Source organism: Megamonas rupellensis DSM 19944 (assembly GCF_000378365.1).
GTDB classification, from domain to species: domain Bacteria; phylum Bacillota; class Negativicutes; order Selenomonadales; family Selenomonadaceae; genus Megamonas; species Megamonas funiformis.
The window spans coordinates 68,795-85,718 of the sequence record NZ_KB899575.1; the positions used below are offsets into that span (position 1 = coordinate 68,795).

Below are 16,924 nucleotides of genomic sequence, written 5' to 3' on the forward strand. Positions count from 1 at the left end.
CTAATAACATTTATTAAGGAGACTTTTTATGCTTGAACAAAATATCACAGCTTATCTAGCAAATCTACTTAAACTAAAAACAAGTCAAATAAATGCTGCTATAAAACTCATAGACGAAGGTAATACTATTCCTTTTATCGCACGTTATCGTAAAGAAGCAACTGGCGATATGAAAGATGAACAGCTTCGTGATTTAAACGATAAGCTTATTTATGTACGTAATTTAATTAAACGTCAAAATGAAATAAAAAATAGCATTGAAGAACAAGGAAAAATGACTCCTGAACTCTCCTTGGCTATAGATAAAGTAGAAAAACTTCAAGAACTTGAAGACATATATCTACCATATAAACAGAAAAAACGCACTCGTGCTATGATTGCTAAAGAAAAAGGTTTAGAGCCACTCGCTCAATTTATCTTAAAACAAGAAGATAGCTCTGAAAAACTTGAAGATATCGCCTTGAAATATTTAAATGATGAAGTAACTTCTAGCGATGAAGCACTCGCTGGCGCTTCTGACATCATTGCCGAAACTATTTCTGATAGTGCGGATATTCGTGCTAAACTTCGCCAACACCTCTGGCAAACTTCTTCATTGAGCATTACTAGAGATAAAGAAGCTGACAGTGATGAAGCTTTTCTCATGTACGAAGATTATACAGAGCCAATTAAACATCTACCATCACATCGCATTTTAGCTATCAATCGCGGTGAAAGTAAAGATATTTTAAAAGTAAAGTTAATCAGTGATATAGATAAAGATATTGCTATCATCACTAAATTTATCTTAAAACAAAATAGTCCATACAAAGAATTTCTTACAAATGCAATCATTGATGCCTATAAACGTCTAATCTTCCCTGCACTTGAAAGAGAAATTCGCAATCAGCTTACTGAAACAGCTCAGACTCAAGCCATCCATGTATTTGCTTCCAATCTCAAACAATTGCTCTTACAAGCACCACTAGCTGGCTATACTGTAATGGGACTTGACCCTGGATATCGTACAGGTTGTAAAATGGCAATTGTCGATGCTACAGGACAAGTTTTAGACCATGGTGTATTATATATCACTATGAGTGATGACGCTAAAGCAAAATCTGCACAGAAGCTATTAGATTATATTCAAAAATATAAAGTAAATTTAATCTCTATCGGCAATGGTACTGCTTCTTATGAAACAGAAGAATTCGTAGCTAATTTAATCAATGAACATAAATTACCTGTTCATTATCTAATCACTAACGAAGCAGGCGCTTCTGTTTATTCTGCTTCCAAATTAGCTGTAGAAGAATTACCTGAATATGATGTAACTATTCGTGGCGCTATCTCTATCGCTCGTCGTATTCAAGACCCATTAGCGGAACTTGTAAAGATTGAACCTAAAGCTATTGGCGTCGGTCAATATCAACATGATGTCAATCAAAAAGAATTAGCTAATACTTTAGATGCTGTTATTGAAGCTGCTGTTAACCATGTAGGTGTAGAACTAAATACAGCTTCTGCTGCTCTTTTAAAACATATTGCTGGTATCAATGCTACTGTAGCTAAAAATATCATTAAGTATCGTGATGAACATGGCATATTTGCTTCACGTAAAGAACTATTAAAAGTTTCTCGTCTTGGACCTACAGCTTATACTCAATGTGCAGGATTTTTGCGCATCAATGGTGCTACTTGTCCACTTGATAATACGCCTGTACATCCTGAATCATATCCTCTTGCTGAGCAAATATTAGCTGAATTGGGATTTTCCCTTGATGATTTAGCCGATAAAAATAAATTAGATTTACTTAAAGCTAAAATTAAATTAGTGGATATAGATAAATTAGCTACTAAATTAAATGCTGGCGTTTTTACTGTTAAAGATATCTTAGATGCTCTAACAAAACCAGGTCGCGACCCACGTGAAGATTTACCAGCACCACTTACACGCCAAAATATCATCAAATTAGAAGATATCAAGGTGGGTACTATCATGCGTGGTACAGTTCGCAATATCACTGATTTCGGTGTTTTTGTTGACATTGGTATCAAGACTGCTGGTCTTATTCATATCTCTGAATTAAGCAATAAACATGTAAAACACCCATTAGATGTTGTATCTGTTGGTGATATTTTAAATGTTTTAGTCATCAGTGTAGATGCTAAACGCAATCGCATTGGCTTAAGCCTTAAACAAGTAACAAAGGAGAACAATAATGTCCTTGCTTAATCAAACTATAAAAAAAATCTTACCACCAGATCAAAGAGCGATTAAATTTGTTGAAAATAAATTAGCTCAAACCATGACAAATGCAGATGGTCTTGGTGAGTTAAAAAATCTATTATTACGCTATGTAGGTATCACAGGTCAAATTCACCCTGAAATTCCTAAAAAATTCACTATCATAACTTGTGGCGACCATGGTGTTGCTGAAATGAATGTCAGCGCTTATCCTCAAGAAACAACAGCACATATGACTAAAAATTACCTTGTTTCTAAAGGTGCTGTAGCCAATTGCATGTCTAATTTTTGTGGTTCTGATATGATAGTTGTAGATATGGGTATCAAAGCTCCTGTCGATGATATTCCTGGATTAATCGACCGCAAAATCGCTCATGGCACACAAAACTGTGCTAAAGGCCCTGCAATGACTCGTGAACAAGCAATTCGTGCTATTGAAACTGGTATAGAACTTGTAAATGAATATGCTAAACAAGGATATCGCTGTTTCTTGCCTGGAGAAATGGGTATTGCTAATACTACATCAAGTGCTGCTATGGTAGCTTGTCTTTGTAATCTAACACCTAAACAAGCAACAGGTAGAGGAACTAATATTTCTGATGAACGACTTGCCATTAAAATTGAAGTAGTAAAACAAGCTTTAAAAGTAAATAAACCTGACCCTACTGATGGTATTGATGTCATCAGTAAATTAGGTGGCTTTGAACTTGCTTGTATCACAGGCATAATATTAGGTGCTGCCGCTAATCGTTGCTTTGTCGTTTTAGATGGCTTTAATACAGGCTCAGCTGCTTTAGTCGCTCAAGCTATTTGCCCTGAAATAACAAATTATCTTATGGCATCTCATTTAGCTGCTGAACCAGCTCATAACGCTATTTTAAAGAAATTAAATCTATCTCCATACATGGACTTACAATTCCGCTTAGGCGAAGCTACAGGCTCATCTATCGCTGTTAATATCTTAGATTGTGCTATTGAAGCTTATCAATCTGTATATCAAGCAGCACTTGCTGAAACAGATAAGTTAATCCGCCCTAACATTCCTCAAGCAGATTTAAATACAAAGACCACATTATTAAAACGCACTCGCAATATTCCAGCTTTAGACGCAGATATCCAAAAACAATGTAGATTTCGCATTGATAATCTGACTAAACCTATTTATAGTTTAGGTAGATTAGAAGAAATAGCTGAACATATATCTGGTATTGTAAAAAAAGTAAAACCTACATCTGTACGCAAAAAAATCATTGTTTTAACATCTGAAAAGAGCTGTAGTATCGTACAACATCGACTCACTCAATCATTTGCTCATCATGCTAATGCAGATTATCATTTCACTGCTATTCCACAATCCAATCTCACAGAAAAGACATTATCCTTCAGTCTTTTACAAGGTATAAGTTATGGCTCTAAAATCAAAAATATTGAAGTTTTAGGCATAGCTTGCTGTGAAACTCATCCTAAAGAAATTTGTGGTACATTTAGCTTAAATATTCAACAACAATTATGTCTACCTAATGGTGATTTACGTTACGGTAAACGCGGTTTTCTTTCCTTAACACCTACAGAAGATTTACAACAAATCGCTTTTATGGCAGGTATCGCCATAGGTGCTGCTAGCAATGGCATATTGACATTATCTGATGATTTAGTATCCACTATCGCTTTAAAATACGCTTTAGTTTTAGCTCCTGCTATCAATCCTTATCTAATGTTTGTATGTCCTGATTATTTAGACTTAAATATAACTACAGGCGGTGGTTGTATCTGTAGCTTGGGCATGAAATTAATTGACGCATCTCTTCAAATGATGAAAGATATGAAGACATTTGCTGAAGCAGGCGTTGCCATAGCTACTGATGGACCTGGAGCTGGTATTCAAGTAGATAAATAAAATGTTTCACGTGAAACATTTTTAATTTTAGATTTTATAAATACAAAGAGGAGTAATAATGACACTTAGACATTTAGCTATATTTATTAAAGTTTGTGAAGAAAATGGTATTACTGCTGCTGCCAAAAAACTTCATATGACTCAACCATCTGTAAGTCAAGTTATTCAAGAATTAGAAGCACATTATCAAACACTTCTATTTGAACGTTTAGGTCGTCGCATTTTTATTACAGAGGCAGGTCGTAGATTATTACGTTATTCTCGCAATTTGATCAATCTGAACGCTCAAACAGAACAAGCTATGCGTGCATTCAATGAAGTATATCATCTTCGCATTGGTGCTAGTATCACTATCGGTAGTAATTTTCTCATTGATTTAATTCAGCATATTTCCCATAATGGTTCTGGCAAAGAAATCTTTTCAGAAATTCATAACACCTCTGAGCTTGAAGAAATGCTTTTAAATGATAGCTTAGATTTAGCTTTAGTTGAAGGTGAAATCCATTCTGAATACTTGATTACTAAACCTTTTATGAATGATGAATTAGTCTTCATCATTGGACAAAATCACCCATTAGCTGATAAAGAAATCACTCTTGAAGATTTAACAAAACTAAGATTTTTCGTTCGTGAAACAGGCAGTGGAACTCGTGAATTATTTGAACAAGTAATGCACAGACATAATATTTATTATCAAACTGCTGGTATTTACAATAGCATGGAAGCTATAAAAAAAGCTGTCATCAGCGGTTTAGGTGTTTCTGTAATCTCTACTGAAGCTATCAAAGATGAATTAAAAGAAGGCAAATTAAAAACTTTTACTATGCCTGAACTTGTATTTAAACGTCAATTTAATATTGTTTATCATAAAAACAAATTCATACCACCAGAAATGCAAGAAGTAATTGATGAATGTTTACAATTATCATCAAATAAATAATCATTACTTTTTAAAATAAATTATTTCTATTCTCATTGACAGATTTTATATTTATCTATTATAATAATAACGATATTAAAAGGGAGTAACTTCCTTGTGTTATTGTCAACAATCACTGTAGCAATCGCTTCTGGCAATAACGTCGATTATTTTCGATAAGTGAGACTTTTAATACGCATATAATTCATGTGTGTATTAAAAGTCTTTTTTTGTGTTCAAAAGACTTTTAATGGAAGGAGCAATTTATGGAAATCTTATCTACTCAATTTTTATTAGCTTTAGGTTCTATTATCTTACTTGATTTAGTATTAGCTGGTGATAACGCTGTAGTCATTGCTATGGCTTCTCGTAAATTACCAGAAAACATGCGTAAACGTGCCATTTATATTGGTACTGCCGGTGCTGTAGTAATTCGTGCTATCATGACTTTAATTGCAACATATTTATTAACCATTCCTTTTTTACAAGCAATCGGCGGTCTTATCTTATTGCCAATAGCTTTTAAATTATTAAAACCAGAAAAACACAATCTTGAAGATACAAATTCTCTTAGTGCTTCTACTGGTTTTGCCACTGCTATCAAAACAATTATCATTGCTGATGCTGCTATGGGCATAGATAATGTATTGGCTATCGCTGGTGTTGCTCATGGTGATATGGTGCTTGTATTATTAGGTTTAGCTATTAGTATTCCTATCGTTGTATGGGGTAGCCAAATCATTTCCAACTTAATGGATAGATTACCTATCCTCATCACTCTTGGCTCTGCTATCTTAGCTTACACTTCTGCTAGTATGATACTTCATGATAAAATCATTGGTAATTTCTTGTTATCTTTAACTGAATATATGAATTATATTCTACCTGTTCTCTTTATCGGAGCAATTATCGTTTATAGCCAAAAAGTAGCTAAAAAATAAAATATATCTAAAAGCTCTATTAGTTATCAAAAAATTAATAGAGCTTTTTTATTTTTACTCTAAATCACTTTGTCTATAGATAATATATATAATTTCTTATTGCTATACATAAAGGTAAATGATAAAATAATAAAGATATAAGTCTTGTGGAGGATGAAAATTGGAAAAGTTGATTATACATGGCGGTCATGAATTGCATGGTCGTGTAAAAATTAGCGGTGCAAAAAACGCTGTACTGCCTATTATTGCAGCAACTCTTCTGGCCCAGGATAAGCCATGTGTTTTAGACGAAGTACCTTATTTAAACGACGTCTGCACAATCGCTGAAGTTCTGCGTCAGCTTGGTGCTAAAGTTGATTTCAATCGTCAACAACATACATTGTTTGTTGATAGTACTGTTTTAAAAACAGTTGATGCACCATATGATTTAGTACGTAAAATGAGAGCTTCCTTTGTTATTATGGGACCTCTATTAGCACGTTATGGAAAAGCTAAAATTTCCATGCCTGGTGGCTGTGCTATTGGTACTAGACCTATCGATTTACACCTCAAAGGTTTTGAAGCTCTTGGAGCTGAAATCGAAATCGGACACGGCTTTATCAGTGCTACTGCACCAAATGGGCTAAAAGGAACTAGTATTTATCTTGATTTCCCAAGTGTCGGTGCTACAGAAAATATCATCATGGCAGCATGTATGGCTGAAGGTCAGACTATACTTGAAAATGCTGCTCAAGAACCAGAAATTATCGATTTAGCTAATTTCTTAAACATCATGGGAGCTAAAATTCGCGGTGCTGGTACAAATGTGATCAAAATTACAGGTGTGCCAAAATTAATTGGTCATAACTATACAATTATTCCTGACCGAATTGAAGCTGGAACCTATATGGTGGCTGTAGCCATGACTGGCGGAGATATCTATATAGAAAATGCTATTAGTGAACATTTAAAACCTGTTATTGCAAAATTAAATGAAGCAGGAGTTAAAATTGAAGAAGATATCGATGGTATCCGTGTTAGCTGTAACAAGCGCCCCAAAGCTATCGATATTAAAACTCTACCATATCCAGGATTTCCTACAGATATGCAAGCTCAATTTATGGCAATGCTCACTATTGCTGATGGTACAGGTCTTGTTACAGAGACTGTATTTGAAAATCGTTTTATGCATGTAGATGAATTAAAACGTATGGGAGCTTGTATTAAAGTTGATGGACGCACATCTATTGTTGAAGGTGTTCCTTCATTAAATGGTTGTCAAGTAAAAGCTACAGACTTACGTGCTGGAGCTGCCATGGTACTTGCTGGTTTAGTTGCTAATGGCGAAACTGAAGTATCTTATATTCATCATATTGATAGAGGATACGATAATCTCGTAGAAAAATTATGTGGATTAGGTGCAGACATTTGTCGTGTTGATAACTAAAAATTGTGTGTACATAAATAGCCAAGATAGTCATTATCTATCTTGGCTATTTTGGTATAACAAGGAGGTTTTACTTATGCTGTGCTCAAAAAATAGTTGTACTGGTTGTTTATCTTGTCAAAATATCTGTCCTAAAAATGCAATACAAGTAATCACCGACAAACAAGGTTTTTGGCAACCTCAAATCGACAAAGAAAAATGTATTAATTGTGGATTGTGCCATAAATCTTGTCCTGTATACTTCAAACCACATAATGAAGAAAACTTAACTGAAATCTATGCTTGCTGGCATAAAAATCCTAAAAAGCGTCAACAGGCAGCTTCAGGAGGATTATTTACCGCTTTAATGCTACAAGCACTATCCCAAAATTTTTATGTTTGTGGCTCAACTTTGACTGATGATTTAAAAGCTAAACATATCATCATCAATAAAATCGAAGATTATCCTTTATTGATTGGCTCTAAATATGTACAGAGTTTTATTGGAACAACATATAAGGATATCCGTAAATTATTACTTCAAGGCGAAAAAGTATTATTTTCCGGCACACCTTGCCAAGTTGCTGGTCTATATGCTTTTCTCAAAAAACGCTATGAAGGTCAATTATTCACAGTTGATTTACTTTGCCATGGTGTGCCTTCACCACAGATATTCAAAGATTATCTAAATCATTTAAAATCCACACATAATGCTAATGTCATTGATTTTAAATTTCGTGAAAAACCAGGCTGGCGTCGCTATCAAGTAATCGCTAAATTTGATAACAACAAAAAAGATATTTCTTATAAAGATACTAATGAATATATCAAAGGATTTTTAAAGGGAAATTTCCTCAGGAGTTCCTGTTATAATTGTGCTTATACGAATTTAGATAGAGTGAGCGATTTAACTATTGGCGATTTTTGGAATTACTTCTCTGATAATGTAAACAGCGAAGATATTGATGATGATAAAGGCATTTCTATGTTATTAATCAATACGCAAAATGGCAAATCACTATTTACTAAAGCTAAAGAAGATTTAATCTATTTTGCTAAAGATTTTCAAAAATCTATTGAAAAAAGCCCTCGCTTGCATAAACCTACAAAAAAACCAGAAACATATGAACAATTTTGGCAAGACTATGCTCAACACGATTTCAGTTATATGTTAAAAAATTATTTTTAAATGCAAAAAAGCCGATATCAAATGATATCGGCTTAATTATCGCTAAATTATTCAGCTGTGAAAGGTAAAAGAGCGATGTTACGAGCTCTTTTAATTGCAACTGTTACTTGACGTTGGTGGCAAGCACAGTTACCGGAAATACGACGAGGTAAAATTTTACCACGTTCTGTAATGAAACGACGGAGTTTTGCTACGTCTTTATAATCGATATGTTCGATTTTATCAGCGCAGAAGCTACAAACTTTTCTTTTTGGTCTTCTGTTTCTATCGCGTTTAACCAATGTTGTTACCCTCCTTAAAATGGTATTTCTTCGTCAGGGGGTACTTCAGAACCGAAAGATGCTGCTGCTCCACCCATCATTGGAGATGAAGTCTGCATTTGTGCACCACCGAATTGCTGTGTTGGTGCTGGAGCACTTGTTGGTCTAGAACCCATAAACTCAAGTTCTTGGGCTATGACTTCAGTAACATAGCGTTTACTTCCATCTTGTGCATCATAACTGCGAATTTGAATGCGACCTTCAATCAAGACTTGACTGCCTTTTACTAAATTGTTGCCACATACTTCAGCTAATTTATCCCATACTACGATAGGAATAAAATCTGCTGTTTGTTGTTGATCAGCACTACGACTAAATCTACGGTTCACAGCTAAAGTAAAGCTTGCCACCGCTTTTCCTGTCTGCGTGTAACGTACTTCTGGGTCACGCACAAGACGCCCTGCTAATATTACCTTATTCATGGTAATTTCCTCCCTGGCAAATCTTTATAATTATTTTTCGTCTTCTCTAACGATCATATGTTTTAATACTTCATCAGTAATTTTCATTACACGATCAAGTTCTGCAGAGCAAGCTGGTTCTGCTGTGTATTCAAATAAGCAGTAGAAACCATCAGTGCAGTCTTTAATTTCATAAGCCAAACGTTTTTTGCCCCAACGATCTTCTTTGTCAATAGTACCACCATTGGCAACGATTAAGTTAGAGAACTTTTCGATAACAGCATTAGTTGCTTCTTCTTCCATTGGTCTAATAATAAATACGACTTCGTACTTTCTCACGAAATCACCTCCTCTTTGGACTATCGGCCCACAAATGGGCAGGGATTAATTCCGCTAAACGGAACTCGTTATTAACATAACTTCTTAATTATATCATTGTCTAAATGCTAACGCAAGCTATTATTTAACTATTCTTTAACATTTTCTTTACCTCTCATCAAAGAAGCAAATAGGGCTATAATACATAAAAAACCAAATAAAATAAATATATATTTAAAACTGTGTAAAATTATGTCTACATAATTACTTTCTATCGCTTCAGCAGTAAAAATAGACAATAGCAAGGTTACTAATGACATGCTTATCGCTTGCCCTGTAAGGCGCATTACTGCCAAAATCGAAGACGCCACTCCATAAAATTTTGCCTCTACAGCTCCCATAATGGCATTATTATTCGGTGAAGCAAATAAACCAAAGCCTAAACCAATAAAGGCTAAATTTATACCAATCAGATAAAATGATGTATCTTTATCCAAAAAAGAAAAAGCAAATAATCCTATCATCATCATACCCATACCTAAAGAAGCAATCAGTCTTGATGAGAATTTATCGGATAATGCTCCTGCTTTAGGAGAGACAATCGTCATAATAAATGGTTGTATCAATAAAAATCCTCCAGCTGTAAAAGCATCCATACCTCTGACTAATTGCAAATATAAAGATAATACAAAACCTAAAGCAAAAGTCGCACTATAATGAATTAAAGCGGCTATATTTGACATGGTAAACACTGTATTTTTAAAAATAGATAAATCTACAAGTGGTGAAGCAACTTTTTTCTGCTCATATATAAATAATAAAAATAAAATAAAGGCTATAAATGGCATATAATGCACAAATTCATGTCTTGTCCAATCTGATAATCCATATAAAAATAAAACTATCATTACTAGATAAATAATGCTACCAATATAGTCAAATTTTTTATCTTTTGCTCCATACCAATCAGTTTTCACCTTAAAAATCAAAAAGAAATTTATCAATAAAGCTATACCAGTAAGCCAAAAAATCATTCTCCAGCCCAAATAATCTGTGATAAAACCACCAATAAAAGGCCCTAATGAAACACCTGAATATACACACGCTGCCGATAAACCTATCGTCTTGCCACGATTTTCAGCACCACAACAAGAGACCAGTAATGCCATACTTGTACCAAAAATCATTGACATGGACAATCCCTGTAAAAATCGCACAAAGATAAAAGCTAAAAAGTTTTGCACTACTGCACAGACTAAAGTAGTAGCACAAATACAAGCCAATCCTTGTAGATATATTCTTCTGCGTCCTTTTATATCAGCTAAACGACCAAAGGGTAATAAAGCGGCTGCTGAACCAATTAAAAAAGCTGTAACAGCCCAAGTTAACTCATCTGGCATCATGTTAAAATCTTCAGCCATGGCTGGAACAGCGATATTTACTGAACTTCCCATAAATGGACCTATGAATGATGTTATCATCACTGCAATCAATATTCTTTTCTGTTCTGTCATTTTTCTCACCTACTTTTATTTCTTTTAACTTCATCTTAACATAAAAAAAGAACTGCAACCAAATGAAAAATATACAATCATTTGTTTGCAGTTCTTCTCTTTATACAACAGATTCAATAAGTCTATCTTCTGTAGAAATTCGCCATATTCTTTCAAAAGGATAAGATTGGAACATGTATCTTAAATCAATATAGCCTTCGCCTAAAATAAAAGATATACGTTTTAGGATTTTACCCTTATGTGTTTTCCTTATTTTATTAATATAATAAGCTATCTCTACATCGTCTAATTTACCATTCTGCATGTATACTTTTATACCATCGTAAAACAACATCGACACCTCCAGGACGCTGGACATATTTAGAGATATTAAGGATTTAATTTTTCTTATTGGCAATTTTACAATATCTAATAAAAAATGTCAAAATATGTAAACAAAGAAGTACTATATATAATATTTTGATTTTTTGCAAAAAAACAAGATACTACCAAAACCCTTGTAGTACCTTGTTTTCTTACTAATTATGTTTTACTTGTTATTTTAAATTCTCAGGATTTAAACAGAGTAAATCTTCCACAACAAATCGACCATCTTTGCGAATTAATTCATCATCAAGATAAATTTCTCCTCCACCATATTCAGGAGTCTGAATTAAAACTAAATCCCAGTGAACAGCTGAACGATTTGTATTATCTGCATCTTCATAAGCACAACCTGGAGTGAAATGTAAACTACCACTTATTTTTTCGTCAAATAAGATATCTTTCATAGGGAAAGTTACATATGGATTTAGACCAAAAGAGAATTCCCCTATATATCTTGCACCTTCATCAGTATCCAAAATTTTATTTAAAGTCTCTGTATGATTTGCTGTAGCTTTTACTATCTTACCATTTTCAAAAGTAAAAGATACATTTTCAAAAGTAGTACCTTGATAAATTGATGGTGTATTGTATGTGATAGTACCATTTACACTATCTTTAATTGGAGCTGTATAAACTTCACCATCTGGAATATTACAATCACCTGCACATTTAACAGCTGGCATATTTTTGATAGAAAAAGTTATATCTGTTCCTTTGCCTTTAATTCTGACTTTATCAGCATTTTCCATGCGTTTAACTAGGCTATCCATAGCTTTACCCATTTTAGCATAATCTAAATTGCAAACATTGTAATAAAAATCAGTAAAAGCATCTGTACTCATATTTGCAAGCTGTGCCATAGAACCATTTGGATAACGAAGAACACACCATTTTGTTTTTGGCACGCGTATATCACTATGCACTGGTTTCATCCAATATTTAGAATAAATTTCCATTTTATCTGCTGGCACATCACTCAATTGACTTACATTTTCACTGCCACGAATAGCAATATATGCGTCCATGTTTTTCATGCGAAGTGATTCATATTCTGCACAAAGCTTCATTTGCTCTGTTGTAGCATTTAATAATAATTCACGTTGCATTTTCAAATTTTTTATAGTTAAAAACGGTATACCGCCTACTTTATAAGCTTCTTGTATCAAAGCTTGTGCAAGCTCCATACCTTCATCAATCAATTCAATTAAAAGTTTTTCGCCTTTTTGTAAACGCACAGAATAATTTATGAGATTATGTGCTAATTGTAAATTTCTACTATCCATTTTTTCAACCTACTTTCTGTAATTTTTATTATTTATTTATTTTATCATAAATTATTTTAAAAAAACTATTGACAATTTTGCAATATAAGATTATATTAATCTACAATGAGTTTTGTAAATTTGTAAATATAAAATAAAGTATAAATCTAGAGATAGGAACAAGTAATTTTTCCTTAAAGCTTACAGAGAGCCACTATTTTGCTGAAAAGTGGTAGCCAAAAGAAAAATGAAAATCATCCTTGAAGATTTTAGCTGAAATCCAGTAAGCTAAAACGTTTGTTCTACGTTATAAGAAACGCGTATTATGATGTACGTTGAGAGCTGTTGTCTATAATTAAGACAAAATCAGGGTGGTACCGCGGAAATATAACCTCCGTCCCTTTATGGGGCGGAGGTTTTTTGTATTTATACTTAGTTTTACACAAAATATTTTATTAGGAGGTTTTAACAATGGAACAAATCAATTTTGCAAGTTTAAAAAGAAAGCGTGATTTACATATTATTTTACCTGTATTCTTAGTTTCAATCATCGCTTGTATCGACCGTGTAAATATAGCTTATGCAGCTTTGACTATGACTGAAGATTTACCATGGCTTACACCTGAAATCTTTGGAGCTGGTGCTGGTATCTTCTTCATGGGTTACTTACTTTTAGAAATTCCTGGCTCTTTAATCGCTGCTAAATATTCTGCTAGTAAATGGATTGCCCGTATCATGTTCACATGGGGTCTCGTTTGCGTTCTCATGGCTTTCATGTCTACTCAAACTGAATTTTATATCTACCGCTTCTTACTCGGTGCATCTGAAGCAAGTCTTTATCCTGTTATTTATTCTGTATTATTCCCTCGTTGGTTCACACCAAAAGAAAGAGCTCGTGCTACTTCCTTAATGCTTACTTCGCTATTATTATCTACTATTATCGGTGCTCCTTTAGCTGGTGTTTTATTAAATACTTCTATTTTAGGTATGCATGGTTGGCAAGAATTATTCATCTTAGAAGCTGTTCCTGCTCTCCTCTTCGCTGTAGTATTCTTCTTCTGGGTTAAAGATAGACCAGATCAAGTATCTTGGCTCAATGATGCTGAGAAAAAATATTTAACAGAAGCTTTTGAAGCTGAACAAGCTCGTTTACAAAAAGTAAAAAAATATACTGTTATGCAAGCTTTTACTGATAAAAAAGTTTTAAAACTTTGCTTTATCTATTTCATGTGGGTAATTGGTTTCTGGGGCTTCAACTTCTGGATGCCAACTGTATTAAAAAGCCTTTCCGGTTGGTCAACTTCTCTATTAGGTGGCGCTATCGCTATTCCTATGACTGTAGCTTTAATCGTACAAATAATCGCAGGTTATACATCTACTAAAACAGGTGATAAAGTTTGGCATGTAGCTATTGCCATGTTCATCGGTGCTATCGGTCTTGGACTTAGCCCATTTGCTAGCAATCCTTCTGTAGCATTATTTTTAATCTGCTTATCCGCTATCGGCATCTATGCTTCTATGGGCGTATGGTGGACAGTTCCTACTACATTCTTAACAGGCCCTGCAGCTGCTGGTGCTATCGGTCTTATCAATTCCTGTGGTAACCTTGGTGGTTGGGTTGGCCCTTATATGATGGGCTTCATCAAAACAGAAACAGGTTCTTTTGACCTTGGATATTTTGCTATGGCATTATTTATGTTAATCGCAGGTATAACAACACTCACAATCAAATATGGTTGGACAGGTCAAAAAAATCGCCAACCAGTAACTGAAAACACAACTACAGATACTGTCGCAAATTAAATAATTCAAATAAAAAACGTATTATCTTTTATGGATAATACGTTTTTTTATGATAAAAATTAAATATTATATTCTTTGGCAATTTGAGCAAATTCTTCTACTCTTGCAGAAATATCCTTTGCTCCTAAAACGGCAGAACCTGCTACAATTACATTTGCACCAGAAGCAAAACATGTTTTTATTGTTTCAGGATTTACACCACCATCAACTTCAATATCATATTTATAATTATTTTCTTCACGAAGTTTTACTAATTCTTTTACTTTTTCCATCTGGTCTTCCATGAATTTTTGGCCACCAAAACCTGGTTCTACAGTCATTACTAAGACCATATCTAATTCACCTAATAAATCTTTTATTTCACTTATTGGTGTTGCTGGTTTAACAGCGATAGCTGCTTTCATACCACATTTCTTTATTTTTTCTACAGTTGCTTTTGCATCTTTAGTCGCTTCAATATGGAAACAGAAAATATCTGTACCAGCTTTAGCGAACTGTTCTACATAACGTTCTGGTTCTATAATCATCAAATGCACATCAAAAACCATTTTTGTATATTTGCGAATAGACTCAACAACAGCAAGACCGAAAGATAAATTAGGTACAAAAACTCCATCCATAATATCCAAATGAAGATAAGGTACTTTTGCTTCATCTAATTTGGCTAATTGTTCTTTTATAATACCAAAGTCAGCTGCTAATAATGATGGTGCTAATTTATACACAATATCACGTCCTTATTTATTAATCTATAATTAATTGTAGCCCAAAGAATATTTTTCGTCTATAGTAGCTTTTTAATTTATACCTTTTGATGTATAATCATCTTAGATATTTAATTATTTTTTTATAAAAATAATTAATAAACTATGAAATTATTACGAAAGGATTGATTTAATTGAATTGGAAAGCTGTTTTAGCCATTTTGACTTGCAATGTTGTACTGATGTCAGCTAGTTATACTATGCTCATTCCATTTTTACCTATGTATTTAATTAATGAATTAGGTGTAACATCTGACAATGTAAATATGTGGTCAGGCATTATATTTTCCGTAACATTCATCGTTAGTGCTGTTATGGCTCCTATCTGGGGCAAATTATCTGACAAAAAAGGGCGAAAACCTATGGCAGTACGTGCTGGAGTAGGTCTTGCTATTACTTATTTCATCTGTGGTATCGTTAGCTCTCCTATTCAATTAATGTTTGCTCGTATTCTCCAAGGTTTTGCCGCTGGACTTTGGCCTGCTGAACTTGCTATTATGTCCTCTTATGCTCCCAAAGAAAAGCTCGGTTTTTGTATGGGCGTAATGCAAGGTGCTTTAACTGCTGGCGGAGTTATTGGCCCATTACTCGGTGGCGTATTAGCCAGTGTATTTGGTATGCGAGTTTCCTTCTTTATCTCCGCAGGTGCTCTTGCCTTGATTACTTTAATCACCTTAATATTTATCAAAGAGCCACCTCGTGAAGCTAAAACACCTGAACAATTAGCATTAGCTAAAGAAGCAGAAAAAGTAAATTTATTAAAAATACCTATGATTAGACGTATGCTTGAATGTGCTGTTGTTATCCAAATGGCAATTTTAATTCTTCAGCCTATATTAACATTATATGTAGCTGAACTACATCATAGCATGGATAATGTTATCATGTTATCTGGTATGGTCTTTTCTTTAGGTGGTTTTGCTGGAGCTATTTCCGCACCGCTTTGGGGTAGATATGGTCAATCACATGGATTTTTCCGTACTATGTGTATAACCCTTGCTGGTACAGGTTTTATTTTAATCATTCAATCCATACCTAGCACGCTTACTCCATTTGCTATTTTGCAATTTGTTTGTGGTCTATTCTATGCTGGTGTATACCCATCAATCAATTCTATTTTAGTTAAAAAAAGTCCAGCCGAACAACGTGGGCGTATCTTTGGTTTGATGTTTGCAGCCCAACAAATTGGTTCAACTATTGGCCCATTAATTGGTGGCTTTATCGGCACTTTCTTTGGTCTAAAATTTGTCTTTATTTTCGCTGGAATTTTAATGTTCATAACAAGTGCCTTAATGTATCTCAAACCACCAATTAGTAGAAAACCTCGTAAAAGATTTGCTAATTAAATAAATGAAAAAGTGCAAGTAAGAAATTTGAACTGCACCCCAAAAGTTGGACAAAAAACAACTTTTGGAGGTGCAGTTTTTTTATGACTAAATACTCAAATGAATTTAAAGTTAAAGCAATTAAAATGGTTTTAAAAGGAGATTCTATTTCTCATGTAGCTAAAATTCTAAACATGCCAAACACAGCTTCTCTTTGCAGATGGATATTTCATTATGAAAATGGTGGCATCTCACAACTTCTTCATAAAAATC

General features: G+C 33.9%; 15 protein-coding genes and 1 other annotated feature. Of the genes, 8 read left to right on the forward strand and 7 right to left on the reverse strand.

Annotation, left to right across the window (positions count from 1 at the left end; all coding sequences use genetic code 11):
- The first annotated feature begins 28 nt into the window (after positions 1 to 28).
- The 6 genes from F553_RS0105370 to F553_RS0105395 all read left to right on the forward strand — a co-directional run bounded on the left by F553_RS0105370 (position 29) and on the right by F553_RS0105395 (position 8,578).
- A complete protein-coding gene (locus F553_RS0105370) occupies positions 29 to 2,215 on the forward strand; it encodes a Tex family protein (RefSeq protein WP_018999296.1) in 2,187 nt (728 codons plus the stop codon).
- A complete protein-coding gene (cobT, locus tag F553_RS0105375; protein ID WP_018999297.1) occupies positions 2,202 to 4,124 on the forward strand; it encodes a nicotinate-nucleotide--dimethylbenzimidazole phosphoribosyltransferase in 1,923 nt (640 codons plus the stop codon). Before F553_RS0105370 ends, cobT begins: the two co-directional genes overlap by 14 nt.
- Positions 4,125 to 4,182: 58 nt before the next feature.
- Positions 4,183 to 5,064 carry a LysR family transcriptional regulator gene (locus tag F553_RS0105380; protein ID WP_008539202.1) on the forward strand — a complete coding sequence of 294 codons (882 nt, stop codon included), beginning with the start codon at positions 4,183 to 4,185 and terminating at the stop codon, positions 5,062 to 5,064.
- Between the two features lie 245 nt (positions 5,065 to 5,309).
- The gene (locus tag F553_RS0105385; protein WP_018999298.1) at positions 5,310 to 5,984 is read left to right on the forward strand and encodes a TerC family protein; all 675 of its coding nucleotides are present in this window, start codon (positions 5,310 to 5,312) and stop codon (positions 5,982 to 5,984) included.
- Between the two features lie 160 nt (positions 5,985 to 6,144).
- The gene (gene murA / locus F553_RS0105390) at positions 6,145 to 7,410 is read left to right on the forward strand and encodes a UDP-N-acetylglucosamine 1-carboxyvinyltransferase (protein ID WP_008539204.1); all 1,266 of its coding nucleotides are present in this window, start codon (positions 6,145 to 6,147) and stop codon (positions 7,408 to 7,410) included.
- 76 nt (positions 7,411 to 7,486) lie between these two features.
- The gene (locus F553_RS0105395) at positions 7,487 to 8,578 is read left to right on the forward strand and encodes a Coenzyme F420 hydrogenase/dehydrogenase, beta subunit C-terminal domain (RefSeq protein WP_018999299.1); all 1,092 of its coding nucleotides are present in this window, start codon (positions 7,487 to 7,489) and stop codon (positions 8,576 to 8,578) included.
- A gap of 47 nt (positions 8,579 to 8,625) precedes the next feature.
- On the opposite strand, the gene rpsR is transcribed toward F553_RS0105395, so the two are convergent.
- The 6 genes from rpsR to F553_RS0105425 all read right to left on the reverse strand — a co-directional run bounded on the left by rpsR (position 8,626) and on the right by F553_RS0105425 (position 12,780).
- Positions 8,626 to 8,859: a 30S ribosomal protein S18 gene (rpsR, locus tag F553_RS0105400; RefSeq protein ID WP_008539206.1), complete on the reverse strand. Its 234-nt coding sequence runs from the start codon at positions 8,857 to 8,859 to the stop codon at positions 8,626 to 8,628.
- Between the two features lie 14 nt (positions 8,860 to 8,873).
- The gene (locus F553_RS0105405) at positions 8,874 to 9,320 is read right to left on the reverse strand and encodes a single-stranded DNA-binding protein (protein ID WP_018999300.1); all 447 of its coding nucleotides are present in this window, start codon (positions 9,318 to 9,320) and stop codon (positions 8,874 to 8,876) included.
- A gap of 30 nt (positions 9,321 to 9,350) precedes the next feature.
- Positions 9,351 to 9,638, reverse strand: coding sequence for a 30S ribosomal protein S6 (rpsF, locus tag F553_RS0105410; protein WP_008539208.1), 288 nt, complete (start codon positions 9,636 to 9,638; stop codon positions 9,351 to 9,353).
- A gap of 128 nt (positions 9,639 to 9,766) precedes the next feature.
- On the reverse strand, positions 9,767 to 11,131 hold the full coding sequence (locus F553_RS0105415) for an MFS transporter (RefSeq protein WP_018999301.1): 1,365 nt from the start codon (positions 11,129 to 11,131) through the stop codon (positions 9,767 to 9,769).
- Between the two features lie 100 nt (positions 11,132 to 11,231).
- Positions 11,232 to 11,465 (reverse strand): hypothetical protein, encoded by a 234-nt coding sequence (locus F553_RS0105420; protein WP_018999302.1) that lies wholly within the window; start codon positions 11,463 to 11,465, stop codon positions 11,232 to 11,234.
- 202 nt (positions 11,466 to 11,667) lie between these two features.
- Positions 11,668 to 12,780 carry an aminopeptidase gene (locus F553_RS0105425; protein WP_018999303.1) on the reverse strand — a complete coding sequence of 371 codons (1,113 nt, stop codon included), beginning with the start codon at positions 12,778 to 12,780 and terminating at the stop codon, positions 11,668 to 11,670.
- 140 nt (positions 12,781 to 12,920) lie between these two features.
- Positions 12,921 to 13,164, forward strand: a binding site (T-box leader).
- Positions 13,165 to 13,230: 66 nt separating this feature from the next.
- Here F553_RS0105425 and F553_RS0105430 point away from each other — a divergent pair.
- A complete protein-coding gene (locus F553_RS0105430) occupies positions 13,231 to 14,562 on the forward strand; it encodes an MFS transporter (protein WP_018999304.1) in 1,332 nt (443 codons plus the stop codon).
- A gap of 59 nt (positions 14,563 to 14,621) precedes the next feature.
- Here the strand turns inward: F553_RS0105430 and rpe are convergent, their stop codons facing one another.
- Complete coding sequence (gene rpe, locus F553_RS11705; protein ID WP_018999305.1) at positions 14,622 to 15,287, reverse strand: ribulose-phosphate 3-epimerase; 666 nt, start codon at positions 15,285 to 15,287, stop codon at positions 14,622 to 14,624.
- Positions 15,288 to 15,460: 173 nt separating this feature from the next.
- Here rpe and F553_RS0105440 point away from each other — a divergent pair, with 173 nt between their 5' ends.
- Positions 15,461 to 16,672: an MFS transporter gene (locus tag F553_RS0105440; RefSeq protein WP_018999306.1), complete on the forward strand. Its 1,212-nt coding sequence runs from the start codon at positions 15,461 to 15,463 to the stop codon at positions 16,670 to 16,672.
- Positions 16,673 to 16,924: the final 252 nt, after the last annotated feature.